Consider the following 25,215-nt stretch of genomic DNA (forward strand, 5'->3'; position numbering starts at 1 on the left):
GAGCTGACCCGTGCAACATCAAACATTGTTGGTAGAAATTGGCACTGAAGAACTGCCCCCCAAAGCACTAAGCGCGTTAAGTCATGCATTCACAGAGGCCCTTAGTACGCTACTGCGCGAAAACGACTTCTCTTTTGATGCGGTGAAGTCTTATGCGACGCCGCGCCGTCTTGCCGTTCAAGTTTCGGCGCTGGCGTCTCAGCAAGCCGATAAGATAGTTGAGAAACGCGGCCCAGCGGTTAACGTCGCTTTTGACGACAACGGCAAGGCCACCAAAGCGGCCGAAGGTTGGGCGCGGGGTAACGGTATTACCGTCGACGAAGCCGAGCGTTTAGTTACCGACAAAGGTGAATGGTTGCTTTATAAAGCTGAGGTTAAAGGCCAAGCGCTTGAGGAAGTCCTTCCTGAGCTGGTTCAGTTAGCGCTTAAAAAGCTACCTATTCCAAAGCCAATGCGCTGGGGTAACGGTACCGCGCAATTCATTCGCCCCGTGAAAACGATTACCATGATGTATGGCGACACGCTAATTCCAGGTGTCGTTCTTGATGTGGCCTCAAATAACCATCTATTGGGGCATCGGTTTCACGCTCCGCAGGGTGCAACCTTATCCCATGCCGACGACTATGAAACTGAGTTGGAAAAGGCCTGGGTGATCGCGGACTTTGCTAAGCGCCGCGAACGGATTGTTCATGGTATTTCGCAACTGGCATCAAAGCTGGGTGGTCAAGTCATTGAAGACAATGATCTGGTTGATGAAGTGACGGCGCTCGTGGAATGGCCGGTGGCATTGTCAGCGCATTTCGATGACCAATTTCTGGCAGTACCAAAAGAACCGCTTATCGTAACGATGAAAGACGACCAGCGTTATTTCCCGCTAGAAGACGGACAAGGTAACTTGCTGCCTGCGTTTATATTTATTACCAATATCGAGTCGAAAGACCCGCAGCAAATCATTTCAGGTAACGAGAAAGTTGTGCGCCCTCGCCTTGCCGATGCACAGTTCTTTTTCGAATCTGACAAAAAGACACGATTGGCAGACCGAGTTCCAGGGTTAGCAAATATTCTGTTTCAGAAGCAGCTTGGTTCCATTAAAGACAAGTCTGACCGTATTGCACAGGTTGCTTCGGTAATTGCTACTCAACTGGGCGCTGACCCGAAAATTGCTGAGCGGGCGGGTTATTTATGTAAAGCTGATTTAGCCTCACAAATGGTGCTTGAGTTCCCTGAAACCCAAGGCGTTATGGGTATGCACTATGCACGCAATGACAATGAACCTGAAGGCGTGCCTCAAGCAATTTTTGAACACTACCTGCCGCGTTTCGCTGGTGATTCGCTTCCTGGCTCAAAAGCCGGTGCTGCAGTCGCTATAGCCGATAAACTCGATACGTTGGTGGGGATATTCGGCATTGGCCAAGTACCGAAGGGCGACCGTGACCCATTCGCACTGCGTCGCTCAGCCATTGGCTTGCTGCGCATTATGGTTGAAGGAAAGTACCCTCTTGATCTTGATGAAATTGTAGCGGCTTCGGTTGCAAGCTTTGGCGAGCTGCTTAGTGCAGCGCATGTCAAAGACGACGTTGTCGACTTCTTGCTGGGCCGGTTCCGCGCTTGGTACCAAGAACAAGGCATTGCAGTCGATGTGATTCAAGCCGTGTTAGCGCGCCGTCCAACCACGCCTACGGACTTTGATCAACGTGTTCATGCCGTAACAGCATTTAGGTCATTGCCAGCCGCAGAAGCTCTTGCAGCGGCAAATAAACGAGTGAGCAACATACTTGCCAAGGTTGAAGGTGAACTACCTACTCAAGTTACAGCTGAACTGTTAAGCGAACCCGCTGAACAGGAATTGGCAAGTGCAATTAAGCATGCGCAAGAACGATCAGCAACTGCGCTTGCAGGTAACGATTACACTCAGGCCTTGAAGGCGTTGGCAAGCTTGCAACAACCGGTTGATAGCTTTTTCGAAGGCGTGATGGTTAATGCAGATGATGCTGAGGTAAGGAATAACCGGTTGGCAATGTTAAATACATTACGTCAGTTATTCTTACAAATTGCGGATATCTCGGTTTTAAATTAAACTAAGGAACATAAGATTCAGGTTACTTGATAACTGGCCTTGTTTCTTTGTTTCCAAAAATAAGAAAGGGAGCCAATTGGCTCCCTTTTTTATTGCTTGTCTTTTCGTCAGCGAAACTATACGTCAAGGTTCGCAACACGTAACGCGTTGGTTTCAATAAACGCGCGGCGTGGCTCAACATCGTCGCCCATTAAAGTTGTGAACAACTGGTCGGCTGCAATACCGTCTTCGATGGTTACTTGCAGCATGCGTCGAGTTGCTGGGTCCATGGTTGTTTCCCACAGCTGGTCAGGATTCATTTCACCCAAACCTTTGTAACGCTGAATATAAATACCACGTTTTGATTCGTTAATAAGCCATTCAACAGCTTCTACGAAATCACTAACTGGTTTTTCTTTATCACCCCGTCGAACAAATCCGCCCACTTCGATTAAGCCATTGATTTTTTCACCAATGGATACAAGTTGATCATAGTCGCGCGACATTAAGAACTCGTAACTTAACGGATAAGGCGTATCTATTCCGTGACGACGCACCGTTACAACAGGTAAATACAAGTTACGTTCTTCATCATGCTGAACATGCAACGTGTAGCTCGCTGAGTTTACTTCGCGTGACGTCAAATCTTTTTGCAAAGTAGTCGTCCATTCTTCCATAGCTGATTGATTTTTAAGGGTTTCATCAGTCAATCGTGGTGCATAAACTAAGCGCTGTAAGAAGTCTAGCGGCATACGTCGCGAAAGGCGCTGCTTAATGGAGTTTTGGGCCAACTGATAGTCGTTAACCAAAGTTTCCAAATGTGCACCACTGATACCAGGCGCATCTTTGGTCACATGCAACGATGCATTATCAAGTGCAAGACTGGTTAGATATTGAATCAAACCTGGGTCGTCCTTGATGTATGTTTCTTGCTTACCTTTTTTCACCTTATAAAGAGGTGGCTGGGCAATGTACATATAGCCGCGCTCAATAAGCTCTGGCATTTGACGGTAGAAGAAGGTCAACAGCAACGTACGAATGTGCGAGCCGTCGACGTCAGCATCCGTCATGATGATAATGCGGTGATAACGTGTTTTGTCCGGATTGTATTCATCACGGCCAATACCACAACCAAGCGCTGTGATTAACGTTGCAACTTCTTGTGATGAAAGCATTTTGTCAAAACGCGCTTTTTCGACGTTCAGAATTTTACCTTTAAGAGGCAGAATGGCTTGGAACTTACGGTTACGCCCCTGCTTCGCAGAGCCGCCCGCTGAGTCACCCTCCACAATGTAGAGTTCAGACAAGGCCGGGTCTTTCTCTTGGCAATCTGCCAGCTTACCTGGCAAACCTGCGAGGTCTAACGCACCTTTGCGGCGGGTCATATCACGAGCTTTGCGAGCAGCTTCGCGCGCGCGCGCAGCATCAATGATTTTACCAACAATGATTTTTGCGTCGTTTGGTTGCTCTAACAAGTATTCAGATAAGCGTTCGTTCATCGCTTGCTCGACCGCAGTCTTCACTTCCGACGAAACGAGTTTATCTTTTGTTTGCGAAGAGAATTTCGGATCAGGAACCTTGACCGACACAACAGCGGTTAAGCCTTCTCGGGCATCGTCCCCAGTTGCATTGGTTTTGTATTTCTTATTGAGGCCTTCTTTCTCCATGTACGCATTTAACGTACGTGTCAATGCCGCGCGGAATCCGGCCAAGTGAGCGCCGCCATCGCGTTGTGGAATATTGTTCGTAAAGCAGTAGATGCCTTCTTGGAACGAATCATTCCACTGCATAGATACTTCAACACAAATACCGTCGTCACGCTCGTTACTAAAATGGAATACATTTTGGTGTATTGGCGTTTTATTTTTATTCAAATATGCAACGAAGGCTGAGATACCGCCTTCATATTTGAAATGATCTTGTCGCTCATTTCGCTCATCTTTGAGGATGATTGAAACACCAGAGTTTAAGAATGATAGCTCACGAAGGCGTTTCGCAAGGATGTCATAATGGTATTCAGTATCAGCGAAAATCTTAGGGCTTGGCCAAAAACGAATTTCTGTACCTGTCTTGTCGGTATCGCCAATTTGCTCCATCGGCGCTACTGGGTCACCAAGATTATACGTTTGCTGATATATGTGTCCGCCACGCTGAATGGTAAGCAAAAGCTTATCCGACAAAGCGTTAACAACAGAAACACCAACACCGTGTAAACCACCTGACACCTTGTAAGAGTTATCATCGAATTTACCACCTGCGTGCAATACAGTCATAATGACCTGCGCAGCGGAAACACCCTCTTCTTCGTGAATATCAACTGGAATACCACGACCATCATCTCGAACCGATACTGAGCCGTCGGTATGAATCGTCACTAAAATATCAGTACAATGCCCAGCTAAGGCTTCATCGATTGAGTTATCGACAACCTCAAAAACCATGTGATGGAGACCAGTTCCGTCATCGGTGTCACCAATGTACATACCTGGGCGTTTGCGCACTGCATCAAGTCCTTTTAGGACTTTAATACTGGACGAATCGTAATTATTTTCTGCCATAATCAGCTTCTCTATTGTTCCTTGACGGTTCCATGTTCCACGTGGAACATCTTCGTATCTTTGGTTTTTAACTGTGCATGTACTTCTTCACCGTTAATAGCCGATACAAAAACCTGTGAATTGGATGCAACAAGTGCACCACAAAATTTCTCCTGACTTACCGAATCCAATTCGGCCGTAATGTCATCTACCAAGTAGATACATTGTACGCCAGTTTGCTGCTGAAGATACTCGCCCTGAACTAATTTCAAGGCCGCTACCAATAACTTCAGCTGGCCTCGGGAAAGTAGATTCTTCACTTCTTCCCCGTTTGCTAGAATCTTTAACTCCGCTTTATGCGGGCCGACTGTCGAATGACCATATCGTAGATCCTGTTCCCGATGCTTGACCAAAGCATCGCTTAGCCTAATTTCTTTATCCCAACCTGAACGAAGATGAAAATCAAATTCATAAGCCGGTAAAAATGATACAAGCCGCTGCTTCAATACTGGAAGAAAACCTTCAATGTACTTAGAGCGGTGCTTATGGATACGCTCGCCGAACTCACTAAATTTTTCATCCCAATACTGATGTTCCTGATGAAACCGTTTCATTTTCAGCAAACTATTACGTTGCTTCAGCAATTTTGAAAACCCGACCCAATCGCTATAGAACGAGTGTTCCACGTGGAACACTCCCCAATCTATAAATTGCCGCCGAACTTTCGGGCCACCTAATACCAACTCAATACTTTCAGGTGTCATTAACTGTACAGGAACTAATCGCGCTAATGCAGAGAATCGCTTCTCTTTAGCGTGGTCAATGCGCAGTTGAACTTCGCCTGTGGTATTTCGCTGATAGCCCACTTGGTGTTTGCTGCCGTCTTGTTCTGTAACACGGGCAAAAACCGTAAACTGACTTTCATCATTCCGAATCAATTGTCGATAGGTTCCCGGTCGAAACGACCGACCAAACCCAAGACAATAGATAGCTTCAATCAAACTCGTTTTACCACTGCCATTCGCACCCGATATAATATTAACGGTTTTACCTGGCGTGATTACTGCCGAAGGAAAATTGCGAAACTGTGATACAGACAGCGATTCTAAGAACATACTCGTTGCTGATGCACCTGATTAAAGGCGCATCGGCATCACAACATATAATGACGAGTCATCGTCATTATCTTCAATAAGTCCACTCGCATCTGATCCAGCTAGGGTTATCTTCACCTTGCCGCCCTGAATCGTGTTGAGCACATCAATGAGGTAGCTCACGTTGAAACCAATCTCTAGGGAGTCTCCCTGATATTCAACTTCCAACACTTCTTCAGCTGTTTCCTGCTCTGGGTTATTCGCAGTCAAACACATTTCGCCCGAACTAAGATTCAAACGAACGCCACGATACTTTTCATTCGACAAAATGGACGCTCGAGAACAGGCTTGCTTTAGCACGTCTCTCTCTGCAACGACTATTTTATCGCCACCGCTCGGAAGTACGCGGCGATAGTCAGGGAACCGACCATCCACCAGCTTGCTCGTGAAACCAATGCCATTTGTTTCAATGCGAATGTGATTGTTACCGATTAATACTTTTACTTCGTTGTCGATATCATCCAATAAACGAAGTAATTCCATAACACCTTTTCTTGGCACAATCACTTGGCGAGACGCGAGATTCGGCTGACCAATATCACAACTACTCATTGCTAAGCGATGTCCGTCTGTTGCGACGGTTCGCAAAATACCGGCATCCGTTTCAAACAGCATGCCATTCAGGTAATAACGCACATCCTGGTTAGCCATTGAGAAATGCGTGCGCTCCATGAGATCTTTCAGCACCGCTTGGCTGGTTATCAGCTGAATATCACTGTCCCAGTCATCTATATTTGGAAAGTCTTGAGCAGGCAAAGTGGCCAAAGTAAATTTACTGCGGCCAGAACGAATCATCGCCTTATCAGCCGAGGCACTGAACTCAACCGTTGCACCTTCAGGCAAACTGCGCACAATGTCCACCAGCTTCTTGGCTGGCACAGTAACCTCGCCCGCGTCGCCGCCTTCAATTGCACAGGCAGAAACAAGCTCAACCTCAAGATCGGTGCCTGTAAGACGCACCTCATCCGTAGAAGCCTGAATAAGCACGTTCGATAAAATTGGAATCGTGTGGCGACGTTCAACGGCCCCACTGACAACTTGAAGTGGCTTTAAAAAAGCATCTCGACTGATGGAAAATTTCATGCCCACATTCCCCTGTTGTTAGGTCCTTGCCCGCTTACTATTTCGTGACTATGCAGAAAGCGTACGGATTAAGTTTCTGTAATCTTCTTTTAAATCATTCTGCGCATCTTTTAATTTCGCTATAGTGCGACACGCATGTAAAACTGTTGTGTGATCACGCCCACCAAAAGCATCTCCAATTTCCGGAAGGCTATGATTTGTAAGCTCTTTTGCCAATGCCATCGCCATTTGACGAGGGCGTGCAACCGAGCGACTACGACGCTTTGAAAGCATATCTGACATCTTAATGTTGTAGTACTCAGCAACGGTTTTCTGAATATTGTCAATTGTGACCAGCTTTTCCTGCGCCGCAATCAAGTCGCGTAGGGCCTCGCGCACAAAATCAATTGTTATCTGACGACCGGTCAGATTCACGTTCGCAACAAGGCGGTTCAACGCACCCTCTAACTCTCGCACATTTGAGCGCAATCGTTTAGCAATAAAAAACGCTACTTCATGGGGAAGCGTAATACCGCGTTCCTGCGCTTTGCGAATTAAGATTGCGACACGCGTTTCCAATTCGGGCGGTTCAATCGCTATAGTTAGCCCCCAACCAAAGCGAGAACGTAAACGGTCTTCCAGACCTTCGATTTCTTTGGGGTAAAGATCGCTCGTTAGTATTATTTGCTGGTTCCCTTCAAGCAAGGCATTGAAGGTATGGAAAAACTCTTCCTGTGTGCCTTTCTTGTTAGAGAAGAAATGAATGTCATCTATTAGGAGTGCATCGACCGAACGATAGTAGCGCTTCATTTCGTCTATAGTACCGTTCTTAAGCGCGTTAACCATGTCTTGTACGAAACGCTCTGCACGCATATAAAAAACCTTTGCGTCTTTTTTATGCGTGCGAATTGCGTTACCGACCGCATGCAATAGATGCGTTTTACCCAGGCCTGTCCCGCCATAAACAAATAACGGGTTATAAACACCGCCTGGGTTTTCAGCAACCTGGTGTGCTGCTGCTAGCGCGAGCTGATTCGATTTACCTTCGACAAAATTATCAAACGTATATTCTTCATCAATATTACACTCAAATGCGGGTGCCGGCGCGTCATTCTGATTCCACGGTGTTGCCCGTGGCTGATTACGCTGCGCTGGTGCGGCTGGCCGTGCTTGATGGTTGGAGCCTGATGAACCTGATGAAACCTGCGCACCATTTCTCTCTGGAGCCTTCTCAATACCACCAACACGAAAAGAAACGCGCGGACTCTTCTCACCGCGATCATTGGCAATTTCATTTAAGTAGTCATTTATGACATTCAGATACTTGTCTTTTATCCAGTCGACCACGTAGGAGTTTGGCGCATAGAGCGTCAGCAGGTTGTCGTTTAACTCTGATTGCAGGGGACGGATCCAGGTATTAAAATTCTGCGCGGTTAATTCGCTTTGCAGTCTATCTGCGCATAATTGCCAAAGCGATTTATTCACACCTGTCTCCCGAATTTATCAGTTATAGTTATTGGTTAAGAATACTAATTGTAGATCTGTAGCGATCCTTTATTTTTAGTATCTGCTAGACTGTTTTGATTGTACTAAAAGCACCTGCTGATCGCTAGCTTTTGCAGTAAATTAACTCCACTAATTAAGCGTGCTTATCCACAATTGGAATCAATCTAATATGCACTTTGTGGATAGCTTTTTGCGTTGACTTTGATCCTTTTAACCGTTAGAATTCGCGCTCTAAATTTTTAGGTAACTCGACTACGGAAGTAACGTCATGAAAAGAACATTTCAACCAAGCGTATTGAAGCGCAAGCGCACTCACGGTTTCCGTGCTCGTATGGCAACGAAAAACGGTCGTTTAGTTTTAGCGCGCCGTCGTGCCAAAGGCCGTAAAGTTCTGTCTGCATAATATTGAAGCAGAGCTACTGTTACGGGCGGGAGTTACGTCTTTTAACTCCCGCGCACTTTCAAAAAGTCTTCGATAATCCCCCGGTGAAAGCGGTTACGGCCGAACTCACCATGCTTGCTACCCCAAATAATCTCGGTGTCCCTCGACTTGGTGTCACGCTGTCAAAAAAGCGAGCCAAACGTGCAGTTGATCGAAATCGAATAAAACGTAAGATCCGCGAGAGTTTTCGATTAAAACAGCATAAAATACCGGCATTCGATATTATCGTGATTGGAAAAAACGGGGTTGTTGACCTTTCTCAGGAAGAATTACAACAACGTTTGGATTACTTATGGCGAACCTTAAGCAAGCGTTGCGCGCAATACCTATCGGCATCATCCGACTCTACCAACTGATCATTAGTCCGTTGATAGGCCCGCGTTGTCGATTTACGCCAACATGCTCGCAATACGCCATCGAAGCAATCAAAAAGCATGGTATGATGCGAGGCTTCTGGCTTGCCAGTAAGCGTATTCTGAAATGCCACCCGGGACATCCAGGCGGCTTCGACCCAGTTCCAGGCTCAGAGCCCTGTGAACCGGACACAACGAACCAAAATAAAACAGAGACGAAGGACTTATGAATTCGCCACGTTCTATCTTGTTTATTGCTTTCTTGGTAGTAACCTTTTTCCTCTACCAAAATTGGCTCATTGATACCGCGCCGGGCACGCAAAAAGCGGCGTCAGCACAACAGTCACAAACAACTACCGACTCAGGTATTCCTGAAGCGCGTATGGAGCCAACCGCAACCGAAAGCGCGGTTCCACAAGCCTCAAGCGGTGATGTTTCGAGTACGCCAGTTACTTCAGGTAGCCAACGTGTTCGTGTTAAAACTGATGTACTCGATGTTCTTATCGATACCAACGGTGGTGATGTAGTCAACGCACAGCTCCTCCAGTTTGCGCGCACCCAGAACTCTGATGAACGCTTTGAGTTGTTGCACGCGAACCCAAATCAGCTTTACATCGCACAATCTGGTTTAGTTGGCGCAGACGGCACCGATTCAGCTAAAGGCCGCCCAATGTTCCACGTAGAACAAACCAACTACGAGATGAATGGCGGTGATACCCTTGAAGTGCCTTTGCATTACACGCTTGACGACGGCAGCCAAGTAACTAAAACATTTGTTTTCAAAAAAGGGTCATACGCAATCGATGTGGTTTACACCATTCGTAATGCAACAACCTCGCACAAACAAATGCAGTTTTATGCACAACTGAAACAAGTGATGACCGAAGGTTCAGGCAACATGATGATGCCAACCTATAAAGGTGGCGCTTATTCATGGGATGAAGACCGTTACGAAAAATATGCTTTCGACGACATGCGTGATCAACGCTTAAACCGCGCAACTGAAGGCGGTTGGGTCGCAATGCTTGAACATTATTTCGTATCCGCATGGATTCCGCGCGGTGAAGGCAGTAAGCAATTGTTCTCCCGCATACTTGGTGGTGACCAAGCAATTATGGGCATGATGTACCCTACCGCCACCGTCGCACCCGGTGCTGAAGCACAGATTCGCTCCACCCTATTTGTTGGTCCGAAAGACCAAGATGCGATGGCTGTTGTTGCTGAAGACCTTGAGCTGACTGTTGATTACGGCTTCTTGTGGTGGTTAGCGCAACCGATATTCAAACTTCTCCAGTTGGTACAAAGTGTATTGATCAACTGGGGTCTGTCGATTATTGCAATTACCATCATCATTAAGGCGTTATTGTATCCATTAACCAAGGCACAATATGTGTCTATGGCGAAGATGCGTATGATTCAGCCTAAGATGACAGCCTTGCGTGAGCGCTATGGTGACGACCGTCAGAAAATGTCGCAAGCCATGATGAAGATGTACAAAGAAGAAAAAGTAAACCCGCTTGGCGGCTGTTTGCCTATGCTTCTGCAACTTCCTATTTTCCTAGCGCTTTATTGGGTACTGCTTGAAAGTGTTGAATTGCGCCACGCACCGTTATTCCTGTGGATCAACGACTTATCAGCAAAAGACCCATACTACATACTGCCTGTGTTGATGGGTGCGTCTATGTTCATGATGCAACGGTTGCAGCCAACGCCAGCAACCGACCCAATGCAGCAAAAACTGCTGCAGTACATGCCAGTAATCTTTACCGTATTCTTCCTGTGGTTCCCTGCAGGCTTGGTACTGTATTGGTTAAGCAGTAACTTGATTACCATTGGTCAAATGCAGTGGATCTATCGTGGCCTTGAAAAGAAGGGCATGATGGAGCGCCGCAAAAAGAAGTAGACTATGGACTTTGAGCTAACGAATGACACTATTGTCGCGCAAGCCACGCCCCCAGGGCGTGGCGGCGTCGGCATAGTTCGAGTTAGCGGGCCGGCGGCAACCACTGTCGCCGAACGTATGCTGGGCCATTGCCCTGCAGCGCGAAAAGCAGAATACCTCCCGTTTGTAGACCTTGATGGCAACCTTCTTGATGAAGGCATTGCGCTATTTTTTAAAGGGCCGAATTCATTTACTGGCGAAGACGTACTCGAACTGCAAGGTCATGGTGGCCCTGTACTTATCGATATGATCATTAAAGCCATTCTAGATTTTCCTGAAATACGACCCGCCCGTCCGGGTGAATTTAGCGAACGAGCGTTTTTAAACGATAAGCTTGATTTAACCCAAGCAGAAGCAATTGCTGACCTTATTGATACAACCTCAGAGCAAGCTGCAAAAGCGGCCTTACAGAGCCTGCAGGGCGGCTTCTCGCACGAAATTGACCAGCTTGTTGACCAAGTCATTCATTTGCGCATGTATGTAGAAGCTGCGATCGATTTCCCTGACGAAGAAATAGACTTTTTAAGTGATGGTAAAGTATCCGGTGATCTTGAAGCGATTCTTGACCGCCTGCAGCAAGTGATGGTGCAAGCCAAACAAGGGTCGCTACTTCGCGAAGGAATGAAAGTTGTTATTGCTGGGCGACCCAATGCCGGCAAATCTTCGTTGCTCAATGCGCTCGCAGGCCGCGAGTCAGCGATTGTAACCTCAATCGCAGGCACCACACGTGATGTACTGCGCGAGCACATACAGATTGACGGCATGCCGTTGCATATCATCGATACAGCTGGGCTTCGTGACAGCCCTGATGAAGTGGAACGTATTGGCATACAACGCGCCTGGGACGAAATTCGGGGCGCTGACCGCGTACTGTTTATGGTCGACGCCACGGAAACAAACGCGGTACACCCTGCCGATATTTGGCCCGAGTTTTTTGAGCAGCTGCCTGAAGACCTGCCGTTTACCGTTATTCGGAATAAAGTTGATCTCAATGAAGAGCCAGTGGCCATTGAATACATTCATGACATTCCAGTCATTCACTTAAGTGCAAAAACTGGGCGTGGCATTGAGCTGCTGCGAGAACACCTAAAACACTGTGTCGGCTATACCGCGACCAGTGAAGGGAGTTTTATGGCGCGTCGCCGCCATCTCGACGCGCTTGAACGCGCACAGGAACATTTGCTAACCGGCCAAGAACAACTGGAGCAAAACCTCGCTGGCGAACTGTTAGCGGAAGAGCTCAGGCTGACACAGCAACACCTGAATGAAATAACAGGTGAATTCACCTCAGACGACTTACTCGGCAAAATATTTAGCAGTTTCTGTATCGGCAAGTAACCGTCATTTTATCCAGCTTGGATCATCCTTGCTCAGCACATGCTTGTTCGTATCAGGTTCTATACTCAAAATTACTTTGTGGTCGTCAATTTTCTTAAATACCTCAACAACGGATAGCTCGGTTAGCGCCTTCCCACCACAATCACCACGCCCATTAATGTGGACATAGTTTTGACCTGCATATGCCACGTCATCTCTTTGTTCCATCGGCAACACGTTTAACTGGCATTCCGCATTAATTGAGACAGATTGACTGACAAAATCTGCTACGCGCATATCCACGTTTATATTTTCCGCATTGAGTAATCCCGGCACGAGCGTTTCAAAATCATGTCTGACCAACCGCCACTGCCAATCGAAGTTGCCCCCATCGTTTTCAACTTCGCTAATTACAAAAAAGCTGGTACTAAATCGATGTGCCGCGCTCGGTGGCGAAATCCCGAAAAACACCAAACAAACCGTAATAACTGTAATAGCTTTCATTGTCATAACTCCTTCGCAGCATCAAGTAAGGCGAGATCGAACGGCTCACGGGATACCGCAACAGTTAAGCGCGCCCAATAAAGCGCAGCGTCAGCGTCCTTCGAAATGTATGCGTGGTAATAAGCCAAGTCCGCTGTGTGCAATTCATCGTGCCGTAATTCGCGAATATGAATTCGTTCACCAGCTAACTCACGCCAGCAGGTCATCGCACTGTCGGCTTCCAGTTCGGCCCGGGCGAAACGCACAATCAAACTGTCTGGCAACAACGAATCGTTAACTGGGCATTCAGAGGTTTGCGAAAGTACCTGCTGTGGTCTGTTTTGCAACAACCACACATCGATTATCTGTTTTTGCGCCACAACGGGTTGCGTAGCGTAATTGTCACTTTGTAACCAATTTAATGCCGCGTCATAGTTACCCAGTAAATGTGCCTGCTCGGCAAGTATTTGGCGGCGCCACAACGCGATTGCGCTGGTACTCGCTGTATTCCGCTCTGCTAATTGACTAAGCCCTTCGTACGCTACCTTGAGCTCACCGGCACGCCCTTTTACCTCCAGTTCACACGTGGCCCAAACATCAACTGGCGCGAGCCCTCGTAACTGTTGGCATGCTGCTGCCGCCGGTTCAACCTCACCTAGCGTTAATAATATTCGTGCGCGCATCAATAATGCACTGCCCACCAACATACCCGTTGCTTCAACCCGCTCTAGAGTCTCCAAAGCCTCGGTAAACTGATGACCAAACTGCAAGTAGTCAGCCCGTGCCAAATACCACTGTGCACGTTCTGCTGTGTCTAGCGAGGGAATACGTGCGCTAACAGAGCGCCACACCTCTTCAGCCTCTTGATGATAAGAATGTGTTGCTTCCTGCTTGCCCTCTTCAACCAACTTCGCATAATGCTGGGCTGAAGAAAAAGGGGCTGCGGCAGCGCCGCAGCCCAACACCAACAACACCATGAGGAACGGTGTATAAGTGTTTACTTTAGTCATTGCCTGCTACCTCTCCAGCAGCGAGCAGATCATCAAACTCAGCAGTTGTTGTTACATCCTGCTGATAATCACGACCGTTCACGGCCAAAGGTTGCGCATCAGAACTCTGCCCAATCGCGTCGCGTACCGAAGCACGGAACGAAACTTGCAGTAATTCCACCGCAATACTTACTTTGCCACGCGATGAGAATTGACCATCGGAAACACTGAACATAAACTCGTCATTACCTACGTATTCAGCATCCGGCACATAGGTAAACGAACCATCCGAGTTCACTGCAACACTTCCTTGTGAAGGCTCAGTCTCTAGCGCGTAAGTCAACATGCCTTCTTCACTATCCGCAGCTAATAATTGCCCTGTTACAGGTGTATCAGCAGTGGTGGTGATTTGCGTCGATATCGCTTCCGGCGCGGTGTTCAGATTCGGGTCAGAATCTAAACAACCGCTAACCATGAAGCTGACACCAAGTAACATAGAAATTCGAACTATCATGTTAATCATGATTCATCTCCTTATTGTGGCGAACCTGCAAGCGGTGTTAACAAATAAGGGAAGCTCGTATTAAAAAAGCTACTATCAAGTGGCGCTCCATCGGTGAATGGCGCTGTACCAACATTGGCATCAGCAGGCTCACAGAAGCCTAAATTTGTAGGCTGTCCATTCACTGGAATGTCATGACACAAAGCTCCCATTACAACACGCAATGCGATATCGACCACATCATCGCCAGGTCGACGACCATTCGGGAAGCCCGCCAAATCATTACCAGCAACACCGAAGTTAGACTGTAATTCTGCTGGCGTGGCTGGAATGGCGGTATTTAATCTCAGCATTTCTGACGGCGTAACCGTAGCTTGCTGGTTAACACCTTCAAACCCTGTTAAAAATGCCGCAATCAGGTCGGTACGCGGATAATTTGTTGGCGCGATGGTTTCAAAGCTTGTACCCAGAGTCGCATTTACCGCATCGCGAAACAGAATATCCAAAATAATGGGTAACGTTGGATTCGTTACATAAGTTGCAAACTGACCATCGCTTGAAGGATGCGCTGACGAAAAACGGTCTTTATCGTCAATACCAATCACGAGCTCATTCACCAACGGTGCGCCTAAACGCGATACTTGAACCAATGCACCACCGTTAACTTCAGGCTTATTGGCTACCGCATTTGGATTCAAAATTCGGGCTTGCGGTAAACTTGCTGTGGTCCAAGCGCCGATGACACCATTGCCGTCACCTACCAAACACGACTTAGGCACCTCAAGCGCAATCGCATTTGTGTTCTTGTCGTTCAAGTCATCATTGTCGGTAGACTGCGTGATTCCGCCAGGAAAGCCACCGCCATCACCAGCACCTGGTGCACTGTCGCCCTCAACGGGTACATAGTTTACCAAGTCAAAGGTTTCGCCAAGATTAACCGTGAACGGATCTTTTCGCTGACCCACAAAGACACGACCATTCGCACTACAGTTTGGAATGCTCACTTCGTAAACATATTGATTCGCATATGCTTCGTAGTCGGCACTTGAGCCGAAGGTCTTTTGACCCACGTAAGCATAAGGCTTCACGAACTCTGTTTCTCCGTTCACGCCTGTCACCGAAGAACCAGAGCCTTGCGCGTCTGAAACCACCGATAACGTATACGTCTCGTTATAGTTCAGCGCTCCAGAATCACCCGCAGCAATAGCGCCAACGTGTTTTAATGGTACGCTCACCTCAACGCCATCGGGACCGACAGGCAGCTTAACGCCGGCGATTTCATTGTTAAACCGGAACTCAAAAGATAAGTCTTCCACTGCATCGCCATCGGAATCAATGTGCACCGCGTAAACAGCGGCTGGATCCATGGCAAAATAGTTTGGACCGCCGTAGCTATCCTGCAGCGGAATATAGTTAGCAATGAGCGTCACGTAGTCCTCACGCCCAAGTTCATAACTATTGAATAGGTAAAAATCCGTTGAATCAACGGTAGGTAGGCGAGCTATATTCGGAGCCTCGCGGTGACTCGAAGCAAAAGCTGTCGAAGCGGCAACAACAGCACTCAATACCGCTGTAGCTATTAATGTTTTATTGTTCATCATAATGCCCTCTCAATCGTATATACATGGTTTCTCAACCCGTTACTGCGTGATGGGTCTCGAACAAGTAACGATTGAGTGGGCATATTGGATGCAACTTTTTTTAAAGCTCGACTAAGTCGGTCGTATAAACAACTGGCCCCGATGGCACAGCGAGTGGCGAACCGCCTAATGGCTCACGGCTCACAGCCAGTGCTGCAACGTCATTCAAGTTAATAGTAGCCGCAATTGTGAGCGAACGAACTCCTTGTTGTGGTAACAACCCAAGAGAGATTGGTGCGCTACCTGATTGCGGCAACATCCACAACTCATAATCGTTCTCTGCTCGCAGCTCGATGTTTCCGACAGCGCGAACACTTAGCGTTTGCTGGTTCTGTTGGATTAACCAAAGTGTTTGTGCGTCATCATTTTGAATAACCGCGACGCGCTCGAAAGCTTGAACTTTTTGAGGCTCGTCCGGACTAATAACCAGTAGATTGATTAGTAATAACGCAGCAGCTAAGCGAAATCCCCACGACCACCAGGAAGTCTTTACCGGATCCTTAGGTAGCCACCCCAAGCGCTGCTCAACACTTTTCCAGATACGCTCCGGAGCTTGGCGCTCAGGCACCGTATCAGTTAACGCATAGAGATGTTCTTCCCAGAACGCAACTTCATTGCGTAAGCTTGGAATCGTCATGAGCAAGCGCTGAAAACGTTTCCGCGCAGAACCACGCATACTTCCAATAACGTAGCGTGCGGCTAATTGATGCTTAATTTCTGTAGTAGAATAGTTCATCGTTTTAAGCACCTCTTTAAGCTTTCTAACCCACGACGAATCCAGCTTTTCACTGAACCTAACGCCTCACTTAAATAATCGCTCACTTCCTGATGGCTTAGCCCGCTGATATAAGCTAGCTGCAAACATTGGCGGGTTTGTGGTTGCAATTCTTGCAAACATAACTTGAGTTGCTGGTTTTGGTTTAATTGATCAAGGGAGTGCTCAAGGGTATCGATAGCCGGTAACTCATCAATATCACCGCTAAAGTTAATCGAGTTATCGCGACTGCGTAACAGGTCAATAGAACGGTAGCGAACCATACTAATCAACCAGCTCATCACCGAGCCTTTAGCGATACTGTAATCACCAGCGCGGTGCCAAATTTTAATAAAGGTATCTTGAACAGCATCTTCTGCCCAAGCTTCTCGGCGAACAATGGCATAACTGACAGAGTACAACTTAGCGGACGTTGCTTCATACAAGCGTCGGAACGCAGCTCGGTCACCTAATGCGATTTGCTGGAGTTCCCGGTCCAGCGACAGTGGTGACGACATAACGGTAGGTCCTTTTTATTTGAATGACATTTCAAGTACGATGGTCCCTGCTATTTAGATTCACTTTTTACAACGAATCGCTTTACACTAACATCAAACGCGGTAACCGCAACGACCTTACAACAAGAGAGAAAACAATGGGATTGATCATTAAGCTAGTACTCGGCATCGCCGCAGGAACATTGATCGGGCTTTACACGCCAGTCTGGGTCATTCAATTATTGATTACCTTTAAAGAGATTTTTGGACAACTGCTATTTTTCACTATCCCATTACTTATTTTATTTTTCATCACAAGCGGTATCGCCGGCTTACCACAGAATTCAGGTAAGTTGCTTGGCCGAACGCTTGGCATTGCCTACCTATCGACTATTATTGCCGGAACTGTTGCTTACTTCGTAGCCAGTATTGTCGTGCCGCTGCTAACCAGTGCTGCAAAGAGTAGCGAATCCGCCAATGCACAACTCGTAGAGCCTTTTATTACATTAGACATGCCCCCCGTGTTTGGCATCATGACCGCTTTGGTATTGGCGTTTATTTTTGGTTTGGGCATTGCGGCGACTCGTGCTGAACAACTCAAACAACTGTCTGATCAAGGCCGCGATATTATTGAGTTGTTGCTCAGCAAGGTTATTATTCCGCTACTGCCTTTTTACATCGCAGGGGTTTTCGCTGAAATGGCCGCTGCGGGTACGGTATTTGGCACCTTAAAAACCTTTGGCATTATTCTTGTGCTTGCGGTTGCTCTGCACTGGGTGTACATCATTTCAATGTTCACTGTGGCAGGCTTGAAAGCAGGTATTAGCCCAATAACACTCATCAAGAACATGTTACCGGCTTACTTTACTGCGCTGGGAACCATGTCGAGCGCAGCGACCATACCTGTGACATTACGCAGTGTGAAAAACAATAAAGTGGACGAAGACGTTGCCAACTTCGCTGTGCCACTTTGCGCAACCACGCACTTAGCAGGCTCTACAATTACCATTGTTAGCTGCACGCTCGCGGTGATGTACCTGCACAGCTCACTTGCTATACCATCGTTTTTAACTATTTTGCCGTTTATTCTCATGCTGGGTGTCGTCATGCTTGCAGCACCAGGAGTGCCTGGCGGCGCAGTTATGTCCGCGGTAGGTTTGCTCGGCTCAATGCTCGGTTTTGGCGAAACCGCTATTGCGTTGATGATTGCGCTGTATATGGCCCAAGACAGCTTTGGTACGGCGTGTAATGTCACCGGCGACGGCGCTATTGCTATCTTGGTCGATCAAGCCAACAAAGCCAAATAGGCTAGTTGGTTGCGTTTTTGTCTGCGGCGGCTTCGGCTGCCGCAGCATCCACGAACGGGATACGCACCAAGCCCCACAACGTGGTTGTTTGTTTTGCCTCACGATAGTTACTTAAACCGATATCGACACCATCAGAACCTGCTTCCGGTTTATCGGTATAGCTGCCAAAAAGGTGGTCCCACCAACTGACACTAAAGCCATAATTACTGTTAGTTTCTCGTGGTACTGTGCTGTGATGAATACGATGCAACTCCTGAGTGATCAACACCTTTCGAACCCAGCGTTCGATACCTTTGGGTAGCGCAACATTGCCATGGTTAAATAGCGAGCAGGCATTTAACACCACTTCAAAAATAATAATAGCCAAAGCTGGAGCCCCTAACGCCGCCACAACAACAGCTTTAATCCCCAAACTCAGCACAATTTCTATTGGGTGAAAACGCAATCCCGTTGTGACATCAAAATCAGGATCGGCATGGTGCATACGATGAATGCGCCACAATATTGGTACGCGATGAAACAGCCGATGTTGCCAATAAATAGCGATATCAAGCACCACCAAAGCAATCACAACGGCCAACCAAGCGGGTACCTCAACCCGATTTAGCAATCCCCAATTATGCTGCCCCGCATAAAGCGCAATACTGACGAGGCCAGCCGGTAATAATAGGCGCGTAATCAGCGAGTCAATCACCACAATGCCCAAATTGGCTGGCCAGCGCTTCGTTCGGCTGTAACGTGGTTTACGTTTCGGTGCGAAAACTTCCCACGCGGCCATGGCCACCATCACACCTAAAAATATACTCAGTCGAATGGTTGTTTCGTTCACTGTTTAGCCTCGCTTAGCGTTCGGTAACCGACAACAATGCGTGTAATGGCTGTAATCCAGCATGCGGCCGCAAAAATGAGCGCCAGCATTTCAAAATGTTCGGGCCAAATGCAAAAAGCAACAAAGGCAACAATGGTTTCAAAGCCCTCGGTCAGCCCCCCCATATAGTGCAATGACTTATTCGGGTATCGCGGATTTTCGATGCCGCGTTTCGCTGCAATCACGGCAAAGGCCAAAAAACTGGCGCCTGTACCCATAAAAGTGACCAAAAGTAGCCCCGCCGGTAAGGCATGTTCAAACGGGCTCGCCAACAGAAAGCCAAACACCACCGCACTGTAAAAGATAAAATCTAAAACAATGTCCAGAAAGCCACCCGCATCCGTCGCTGATGTGCGGCGGGCAACTGCACCGTCAAGTCCGTCGGTAAGACGGTTTAGCAAAATGAAAACCAGTGCAACCTCATAGGCTTGAACTGCCAAAGCTGGAACCGCCAATAAGCCCACCAAAAATCCCGCTACCGTAATTTGATCAGCGGAAACCTGGCGCTTCACCAACCACCGCGCTGGGTAATCTAAAACTTTTCGTGTGACAGGAGTCAATAATGGGTCAAACATGTGTGAGCTCCTTCATTGAAATAATTGTTCCCGGCGCGTCATCTTTATCGTGTGTCACCAAAATAACCGGGATATCGCGCTGCTTCAGTTGCGCAAATACCCATGCGCGTACGGTGCCGCGTAGCGCCGTATCTAATGACGAGAAAGGCTCGTCCAACAATAACGCCTCGGGTTGAGCCAGCAAAGCCCGCATTAACGCAACACGCGCCTGCTCACCGCCACTTAACTGATGTGGCCACGCATCTGCCTTATCCGATAATTGCATCGCCTCTAGTGCCTCTAAAGCAGCTTGGTGACGTTTGGGGTCTTTGCGCGGTAATGCAAATAGTAGGTTATCAAGCACCTGCAGGTGTGGAAATAAATCGCCTTGCTGATGCAACAACCCTATTTTACGTGCATGAATAGGCAGTTGATCACGCCGTTTGCCGTTCAACCAAAGCTCGCCCGTTATCTGAAAATCCGGTAGTGGCTCACCCAAAAGCCATTTTAGCAGCGTTGATTTACCACTCCCGCTAGGGCCCATTAACGTCAGAACGGAACCACCAACCACCTGTAAAGATTCGACACTAAGAAACACACGCTGTTGCTGACTTATGGTTAAGTGCTTAATTTCTAACATGCTTTCGTTTCCACCTTTGCTCATTACCTTGCTGGCTCGCCCAAACTAATAGTAAAACCGGAATCAGCGCTTGTAACACGGCATAAACACTCGCCATGCGCCAATCGCCACCCGCGGCCAAACTTACGGTTTCAGTCGTTACTGTCGGATAACTTACGCCAGCCAACCATAGCGTGGGTAAGTATTGCGCAATACTCACCGCAACGCCCACTGCGAACGCCAGCGCAACACTGCCGCGCAACTGCGGGAGCAACACATGCAACCAAGCGTTGAAGGGAGAATGCCCTAAACTTTGTGCCTGATACAACCAGCGTGACGGAAAGCTGATATACGCGCCATGCAACACCAAATAAGCGTATGGGAACGTAAAGGCTGCATGCGACCACAGTAACCATAGCCAACCGGAATCTTGCCCAAGAGCGCGCTGCCAACCCAACACCATCGGCAGCTGAGGAATCAGCAACACTAATAACGGTAGCCAGCCAAGCGCCTTTTTTTGTTGGCTGCGTTGCCGTTCTAGCACCAGCAAGGCACCTATCACCCCAACAGCCGCGCTTGCCAGTGCGAGCCACAAGCTATTTTGTAACAACGGCCACGCATAGGGCCACTCGCTCATCCAGCGTTCTAAGCTCCACTGCTGTGGCCACAGCTCTGGATAAAACCACACGCCCGCAACGCTCTGGACAATTAAGGCAAGCACTGCCAGACCGCACAGCCAAAGCAACAATTGGCTACCAAAGCCGGAACCTACGGGCTGCTGCACCGAATGACTAGGTGGGCGCCCTAGGGCATTCAAAGCAAATCGCCGATACACCGATTGGTTGATGGCAACAGCAGCGAATAGTGCCGCCCCAAGCGCAATCATGAGCCACTGGCCGAGCCAGGCTTCAAGGCCGGCCAAATCAGAAAAGCGTAAACTTGCCTCGTGCACCCGCGGCGCAAGTAACGGCGGCGTATTTGGCCCCACCATAAGTGCAATGTCGACCACTGAGAGCGTGTAAATAGCAATGGCAAAGAGCGGAAACTTTAAGCGCGGTAGCAACGCTGGCACCACCACCAACCACCAGCAGCGCCGCTCTGAATATCCCATGCTTTGTGCCTGCGTCTGCCAACGCTGTATCGGGAGTTGATCGCGTTGTGCAGCAATCATCAATAGTAAAAATGGCACTTCTTTTATGATTAACACACCGGCCATGGTGACTAATGACTTGTCGGCTATCCACCAATGGGCAGGTGGGCTGGGGAATAACTCAAATAAACTGTGAACAAGGCGCACCAACCAGCCACTCGGACTCAATAAAACCATCAACCCCACCGCAAGCGCCGCATGCGGCAAAGCGAGCAATGGCGCGATACGTGAACTTGATAAACCAGCAGTGATGCGCTGACCTAACCACAGGCTCAGATAGCAGACCGCGAGTATTAGGCCTATGGTAAAAATAAAGCTGGTAAACGCCGACTGCAGCCAGCTTTGCCATTGCACCTGTTGCACGAATTCTTGGGGGAATGCTGGCCACTGCAATAACGTGCTGCCGCCCACACCAAGTGGCAACAGCACTAAAAAGAAAATAACTGCTAGTGAAAGCGCGCGGCCCACTGTTTCTCCAAATAATTGTGCCAGGTTACATGAAAGTCGTTTGCGGCCGGTAATAAGGTTGCTTGCTCAACTTGCTGAATAACGGCAGGGTCACCCCAGCCTTGCAGATCAGCTTTTTTCCGTTGTGCTTTTTCGCTGAGTAAAAATTCAATCACTTTAATCGCGGCTTCAGGGTTCGCAGCGCTTCGGGGCACCGCTAAATAGTGACTGTTGGTAATGGCTGCATCACCAATTATGACTGCTTTGCTGGTTGCGGGTATGCGCCCTTGATTCGCCAAAGCAAGCACTTCATTTGGGTTAAAGCTAACCGCGTTATGCAACTGCGCATTGGCGAACAGGTTCAGTTGCTCGGCAGCACTCGATGGAAAGGCCTCGCCTTGCTGCCAAAGATACGGATGCAGCTGCTCCAGATAAGCCCAAAATGGTGTCATGACTGACTCGGCATCAACCGCTGAGGTACGCTTCTGGAAAACACGGGTATCGGCAACCAAATCAAGTGCCAGCATTTTTAAAAACGTGGTGCCGTGAAACTCTGGTGGTCGTGGGTAGCTAATACGGCCGGGGTTAGCTTTTGCATAGTGCAGTAACTGTTGCGCGGATAGTGATAACGATTCGACACACGCACCACACATCAACAAATGAAACTGCCCAATGCCCCAAGGTACTTCTAAACCATCAACCGGTTCACCAAAATCAACTTGCCACCCAATGTCGTTGCGCAAGTATTCGAGTCCTTTCACCCTCTCAGCAACAGCAAGTAAGGCGTCAGTGCGTTTTAAGGCGTGAAAATTTTCACCATTTATCCAGATTAAATCAGCATTGCTGCGGCCAGAAGTTAGCTGCTTTACCACTTCAGCGATATCTGCAACCTTCACGTGTTGCAAAGCTATGCCTTCAGCTTCCAGCTCCCGTGCGGCCCAGCGCAAATAATCATTGATAGCGGGTTGGCCACCCCATGCGTATAAGTTAACCGGTACAGGTTGTGCCTGTGCAACACTGGTAACCTGAACAGCAGCAATCATCGCCAAAGTTGCTACCAAGACTCGAATGGTTTGCATTTATTCGCCTCCTCGGCGCCAGCGATGAAACTTAGCAACCCAGCGCAACAATCCTTCGGGCGCATGGGCGCGCTTCCAGTTACCTGCCACATATTTATTTGCTTCTGCTAGCGTCGGGTAACTATGAATAGTACCCAAAATAGCATTTAAACTGATGCCTTGCTTCATCGCTAATACATATTCGGCCAGCAGCTCACCGGCTTGCGGGCCAATAATGTTTACACCCAAAATTTTGTCCTTCCCGGGCTTGGTTAACACTTTAATGCGGCCACTGTCTTGCGCATCAGCTATTGCCCTATCGAGATCAGAAAAGTCGTATTCGGTGACTTCATAGTCAACGCCTTGGCGTTTCGCTTCTTGCTCGGTTAAACCGACGTTCGCAATTTCTGGTGACGTGTAAGTTACCCAAGGTATAACGGAGTAATCCACCCGGAACGTTTTGTATGGCCCAAACAGCGCATTAACTGCTGCGTACCAGGCCTGATGTGATGCAACATGGGTAAACTGATACGGCCCCACCACGTCACCGCAACCATAAATAGACGGGTAATTGGTCTGCAATAGCGGGCTTACATTCAGTGTTTTGGCAAACTCAACGCCCAGCTCCTCTAAGCCAAAACCGGTTAAGTTTGCCTGGCGACCAAGTGCGATAAGCACGGTATCAAACTCAATCGGAACTTCCTTCTCATCGTGTTCCGCAATCAACCGTGAACCCTGTTCGGCCGCTTCAAACCGCAGCGCTTTATGCGATAACTTCAGGGTTACGCCCTCATGTTCTAGGGCTTTAGCCAAACGGCTTGCTGTGTCTTCGTCTTCATTAGTAAGCAAGCGATCGGCCATTTCAACAACCGTCACCTGCGAGCCTAATCGCGCAAACGCTTGTGCTAATTCACACCCAATTGGCCCGCCGCCCAATACCGTCAAACGTTTCGGCAGTTCGCTTATCGACCACAACGTATCCGACGTTAACCAATGCACCGCATCCAGCCCATCAAATTTCGGCACTAAGGGCCGCGCGCCAGTTGCCACAATAATCGACCGTGCACTAATGCGCTTGGTTTGCCCATCGCGCGTCACTTCAACTTCCCACGGTGACACAATTTTCGCGTCACCCTGCTCCACATCAACGCCTAGATTGGTATAACGCTCAATGGAGTCGTGCGGCGCTATCTTGGTTATAACGTCCTGTACATGGTTCATAACCTGTGCAAAGTCGACTTTAATACCATCAACGTGCACGCCCATCTGCGCACCCTTTCGCGCTTGTGCGACTGTTTTAGCAACGTTCAACAGCGCTTTCGAAGGAACGCACCCTGTATTTAAACAGTCGCCACCCATTTTTTCGCGTTCAATCAGCGTCACTTTGGCCTTTACCGCCGCCGCAATATACGCACTCACCAGTCCAGCTGAACCCGCACCAATAACAACGAGGTTCGTATCAAATTTTTTGGGCCGCTGGTAATCGCCAAGCAAGCGGCGCTGTTTCATGCGGCTAAGTAGCCATTTCGCGATCAAAGGAAATACGCCAAGCAACACAAAGGCAAGAATGAGGTCGGCAGAAACCACATCGCCCAGAGAATCAACTTGTGCTAACTGCGTGCCAGCGTTCACATACACAGCCGTGCCGAGCAACATGCCGACCTGACTTACCCAGTAGAACGTCCAGCCCTTAATTTTTGTTAACCCCATGGCAAGGTTAATCACAAAAAATGGAAATAATGGAACTAACCGTAAGCTCAGCAGGTAAAAGGCGCCATCGCGCTGTAAACCTTGATTGATAGCCTCAAGACGCTTGCCAAACCGAGCTTGCACCCAGTCGTGTAATAGAAAGCGAGCACTCAAAAATGCCAATAACGCACCGATGGAACTGGCAAAACTTGCCAACAATAGCGCCCATGCAAAACCAAATATAGCGCCGGCACCCAGTGTCATGATGGTTGCGCCCGGTAACGACAAT

Annotated in this window: 23 protein-coding genes; 7 read left to right on the top strand and 16 right to left on the bottom strand. The window is 48.2% G+C overall.

What is annotated here, in order from left to right:
- Window positions 1-10: 10 nt before the first annotated feature.
- Complete coding sequence (glyS, locus tag ACN0UN_RS06785; protein ID WP_417659331.1) at window positions 11-2,077, top strand: glycine--tRNA ligase subunit beta; 2,067 nt, start codon at window positions 11-13, stop codon at window positions 2,075-2,077.
- Window positions 2,078-2,193: 116 nt separating this feature from the next.
- Here glyS and gyrB read toward each other — a convergent pair whose 3' ends face one another.
- From gyrB to dnaA, 4 genes are read right to left on the bottom strand one after another with little or no spacing between them, the layout of a single operon-like run.
- Window positions 2,194-4,614: a DNA topoisomerase (ATP-hydrolyzing) subunit B gene (gyrB, locus tag ACN0UN_RS06790; protein ID WP_417659332.1), complete on the bottom strand. Its 2,421-nt coding sequence runs from the start codon at window positions 4,612-4,614 to the stop codon at window positions 2,194-2,196.
- A gap of 11 nt (window positions 4,615-4,625) precedes the next feature.
- Entirely contained in the window at window positions 4,626-5,708 is a 1,083-nt protein-coding gene (gene recF / locus ACN0UN_RS06795) for a DNA replication/repair protein RecF (RefSeq protein ID WP_417659333.1), read from the bottom strand.
- A 21-nt stretch (window positions 5,709-5,729) separates the two neighbouring features.
- Window positions 5,730-6,830, bottom strand: coding sequence for a DNA polymerase III subunit beta (gene dnaN, locus ACN0UN_RS06800; RefSeq protein ID WP_417659334.1), 1,101 nt, complete (start codon window positions 6,828-6,830; stop codon window positions 5,730-5,732).
- Between the two features lie 48 nt (window positions 6,831-6,878).
- Window positions 6,879-8,294, bottom strand: coding sequence for a chromosomal replication initiator protein DnaA (gene dnaA, locus ACN0UN_RS06805; protein WP_417659335.1), 1,416 nt, complete (start codon window positions 8,292-8,294; stop codon window positions 6,879-6,881).
- A 289-nt stretch (window positions 8,295-8,583) separates the two neighbouring features.
- Between dnaA and rpmH the strand changes: the two genes are divergently transcribed.
- The 5 genes from rpmH to mnmE are packed head-to-tail and all read left to right on the top strand — an operon-like array spanning window position 8,584 to window position 12,390.
- Window positions 8,584-8,718 (top strand): 50S ribosomal protein L34, encoded by a 135-nt coding sequence (gene rpmH / locus ACN0UN_RS06810; RefSeq protein ID WP_128352472.1) that lies wholly within the window; start codon window positions 8,584-8,586, stop codon window positions 8,716-8,718.
- A gap of 2 nt (window positions 8,719-8,720) precedes the next feature.
- A complete protein-coding gene (rnpA, locus tag ACN0UN_RS06815) occupies window positions 8,721-9,113 on the top strand; it encodes a ribonuclease P protein component (protein ID WP_417659336.1) in 393 nt (130 codons plus the stop codon).
- On the top strand, window positions 9,050-9,340 hold the full coding sequence (yidD, locus tag ACN0UN_RS06820; RefSeq protein ID WP_417659337.1) for a membrane protein insertion efficiency factor YidD: 291 nt from the start codon (window positions 9,050-9,052) through the stop codon (window positions 9,338-9,340). Before rnpA ends, yidD begins: the two co-directional genes overlap by 64 nt.
- Window positions 9,337-11,013, top strand: a complete 1,677-nt coding sequence (gene yidC / locus ACN0UN_RS06825; protein WP_417659338.1) for a membrane protein insertase YidC — start codon at window positions 9,337-9,339, stop codon at window positions 11,011-11,013. The genes yidD and yidC overlap by 4 nt, the downstream gene beginning before the upstream one ends.
- Before the next feature lie 3 nt (window positions 11,014-11,016).
- Window positions 11,017-12,390: a tRNA uridine-5-carboxymethylaminomethyl(34) synthesis GTPase MnmE gene (mnmE, locus tag ACN0UN_RS06830; RefSeq protein WP_417659339.1), complete on the top strand. Its 1,374-nt coding sequence runs from the start codon at window positions 11,017-11,019 to the stop codon at window positions 12,388-12,390.
- 3 nt (window positions 12,391-12,393) lie between these two features.
- Here the strand turns inward: mnmE and ACN0UN_RS06835 are convergent, their stop codons facing one another.
- The 6 genes from ACN0UN_RS06835 to ACN0UN_RS06860 all read right to left on the bottom strand — a co-directional run bounded on the left by ACN0UN_RS06835 (window position 12,394) and on the right by ACN0UN_RS06860 (window position 17,255).
- The gene (locus ACN0UN_RS06835; protein ID WP_417659340.1) at window positions 12,394-12,873 is read right to left on the bottom strand and encodes a hypothetical protein; all 480 of its coding nucleotides are present in this window, start codon (window positions 12,871-12,873) and stop codon (window positions 12,394-12,396) included.
- A gap of 2 nt (window positions 12,874-12,875) precedes the next feature.
- On the bottom strand, window positions 12,876-13,862 hold the full coding sequence (locus ACN0UN_RS06840) for a tetratricopeptide repeat protein (protein ID WP_417659341.1): 987 nt from the start codon (window positions 13,860-13,862) through the stop codon (window positions 12,876-12,878).
- The gene (locus ACN0UN_RS06845) at window positions 13,855-14,364 is read right to left on the bottom strand and encodes an Ig-like domain-containing protein (protein ID WP_417659342.1); all 510 of its coding nucleotides are present in this window, start codon (window positions 14,362-14,364) and stop codon (window positions 13,855-13,857) included. Before ACN0UN_RS06845 ends, ACN0UN_RS06840 begins: the two co-directional genes overlap by 8 nt.
- Window positions 14,365-14,375: 11 nt before the next feature.
- Window positions 14,376-15,944: a DUF4331 domain-containing protein gene (locus ACN0UN_RS06850; RefSeq protein WP_417659343.1), complete on the bottom strand. Its 1,569-nt coding sequence runs from the start codon at window positions 15,942-15,944 to the stop codon at window positions 14,376-14,378.
- A 100-nt stretch (window positions 15,945-16,044) separates the two neighbouring features.
- Window positions 16,045-16,719 (bottom strand): anti-sigma factor domain-containing protein, encoded by a 675-nt coding sequence (locus tag ACN0UN_RS06855; RefSeq protein WP_417659344.1) that lies wholly within the window; start codon window positions 16,717-16,719, stop codon window positions 16,045-16,047.
- A complete protein-coding gene (locus ACN0UN_RS06860) occupies window positions 16,716-17,255 on the bottom strand; it encodes a sigma-70 family RNA polymerase sigma factor (protein WP_417659345.1) in 540 nt (179 codons plus the stop codon). The genes ACN0UN_RS06855 and ACN0UN_RS06860 overlap by 4 nt, the downstream gene beginning before the upstream one ends.
- A 137-nt stretch (window positions 17,256-17,392) precedes the next feature.
- Here ACN0UN_RS06860 and ACN0UN_RS06865 point away from each other — a divergent pair, with 137 nt between their 5' ends.
- Complete coding sequence (locus ACN0UN_RS06865; RefSeq protein WP_417659346.1) at window positions 17,393-18,541, top strand: dicarboxylate/amino acid:cation symporter; 1,149 nt, start codon at window positions 17,393-17,395, stop codon at window positions 18,539-18,541.
- Between the two features lies 1 nt (window position 18,542).
- Here the strand turns inward: ACN0UN_RS06865 and ACN0UN_RS06870 are convergent, their stop codons facing one another.
- The 6 genes from ACN0UN_RS06870 to lpdA all read right to left on the bottom strand — a co-directional run.
- The gene (locus tag ACN0UN_RS06870) at window positions 18,543-19,370 is read right to left on the bottom strand and encodes a sterol desaturase family protein (protein WP_417659347.1); all 828 of its coding nucleotides are present in this window, start codon (window positions 19,368-19,370) and stop codon (window positions 18,543-18,545) included.
- Window positions 19,367-19,984 (bottom strand): CDP-alcohol phosphatidyltransferase family protein, encoded by a 618-nt coding sequence (locus ACN0UN_RS06875; RefSeq protein WP_417659348.1) that lies wholly within the window; start codon window positions 19,982-19,984, stop codon window positions 19,367-19,369. Before ACN0UN_RS06875 ends, ACN0UN_RS06870 begins: the two co-directional genes overlap by 4 nt.
- Window positions 19,977-20,603 (bottom strand): ATP-binding cassette domain-containing protein, encoded by a 627-nt coding sequence (locus tag ACN0UN_RS06880; RefSeq protein ID WP_417659349.1) that lies wholly within the window; start codon window positions 20,601-20,603, stop codon window positions 19,977-19,979. Before ACN0UN_RS06880 ends, ACN0UN_RS06875 begins: the two co-directional genes overlap by 8 nt.
- Entirely contained in the window at window positions 20,590-22,200 is a 1,611-nt protein-coding gene (locus tag ACN0UN_RS06885; RefSeq protein WP_417659350.1) for an ABC transporter permease, read from the bottom strand. The genes ACN0UN_RS06880 and ACN0UN_RS06885 overlap by 14 nt, the downstream gene beginning before the upstream one ends.
- Window positions 22,179-23,258, bottom strand: a complete 1,080-nt coding sequence (locus tag ACN0UN_RS06890) for an ABC transporter substrate-binding protein (protein ID WP_417659351.1) — start codon at window positions 23,256-23,258, stop codon at window positions 22,179-22,181. The genes ACN0UN_RS06885 and ACN0UN_RS06890 overlap by 22 nt, the downstream gene beginning before the upstream one ends.
- A partial coding sequence (gene lpdA, locus ACN0UN_RS06895; protein WP_417659352.1) for a dihydrolipoyl dehydrogenase occupies window positions 23,259-25,215 on the bottom strand: 1,957 nt, incomplete at its 5' end.

Source organism: Pseudidiomarina sp., assembly GCF_048267825.1.
Taxonomy (GTDB): Bacteria; Pseudomonadota; Gammaproteobacteria; order Enterobacterales; family Alteromonadaceae; genus Pseudidiomarina.

Coding starts and splice junctions, on each gene's coding strand:
- mnmE (WP_417659339.1), top strand. CDS start 11,017: ATGGACTTTGAGCTAACGAATGACACTATTGTCGCGCAAGCCACGCCC.
- gyrB (WP_417659332.1), bottom strand. CDS start 4,614: ATGGCAGAAAATAATTACGATTCGTCCAGTATTAAAGTCCTAAAAGGA.
- yidD (WP_417659337.1), top strand. CDS start 9,050: ATGGCGAACCTTAAGCAAGCGTTGCGCGCAATACCTATCGGCATCATC.
- dnaN (WP_417659334.1), bottom strand. CDS start 6,830: ATGAAATTTTCCATCAGTCGAGATGCTTTTTTAAAGCCACTTCAAGTT.
- ACN0UN_RS06835 (WP_417659340.1), bottom strand. CDS start 12,873: ATGAAAGCTATTACAGTTATTACGGTTTGTTTGGTGTTTTTCGGGATT.
- recF (WP_417659333.1), bottom strand. CDS start 5,708: ATGTTCTTAGAATCGCTGTCTGTATCACAGTTTCGCAATTTTCCTTCG.
- rpmH (WP_128352472.1), top strand. CDS start 8,584: ATGAAAAGAACATTTCAACCAAGCGTATTGAAGCGCAAGCGCACTCAC.
- yidC (WP_417659338.1), top strand. CDS start 9,337: ATGAATTCGCCACGTTCTATCTTGTTTATTGCTTTCTTGGTAGTAACC.
- ACN0UN_RS06865 (WP_417659346.1), top strand. CDS start 17,393: ATGGGATTGATCATTAAGCTAGTACTCGGCATCGCCGCAGGAACATTG.
- ACN0UN_RS06845 (WP_417659342.1), bottom strand. CDS start 14,364: ATGATTAACATGATAGTTCGAATTTCTATGTTACTTGGTGTCAGCTTC.
- ACN0UN_RS06855 (WP_417659344.1), bottom strand. CDS start 16,719: ATGAACTATTCTACTACAGAAATTAAGCATCAATTAGCCGCACGCTAC.
- ACN0UN_RS06890 (WP_417659351.1), bottom strand. CDS start 23,258: ATGCAAACCATTCGAGTCTTGGTAGCAACTTTGGCGATGATTGCTGCT.
- ACN0UN_RS06860 (WP_417659345.1), bottom strand. CDS start 17,255: ATGTCGTCACCACTGTCGCTGGACCGGGAACTCCAGCAAATCGCATTA.
- ACN0UN_RS06875 (WP_417659348.1), bottom strand. CDS start 19,984: ATGTTTGACCCATTATTGACTCCTGTCACACGAAAAGTTTTAGATTAC.
- ACN0UN_RS06850 (WP_417659343.1), bottom strand. CDS start 15,944: ATGATGAACAATAAAACATTAATAGCTACAGCGGTATTGAGTGCTGTT.
- ACN0UN_RS06880 (WP_417659349.1), bottom strand. CDS start 20,603: ATGTTAGAAATTAAGCACTTAACCATAAGTCAGCAACAGCGTGTGTTT.
- ACN0UN_RS06840 (WP_417659341.1), bottom strand. CDS start 13,862: ATGACTAAAGTAAACACTTATACACCGTTCCTCATGGTGTTGTTGGTG.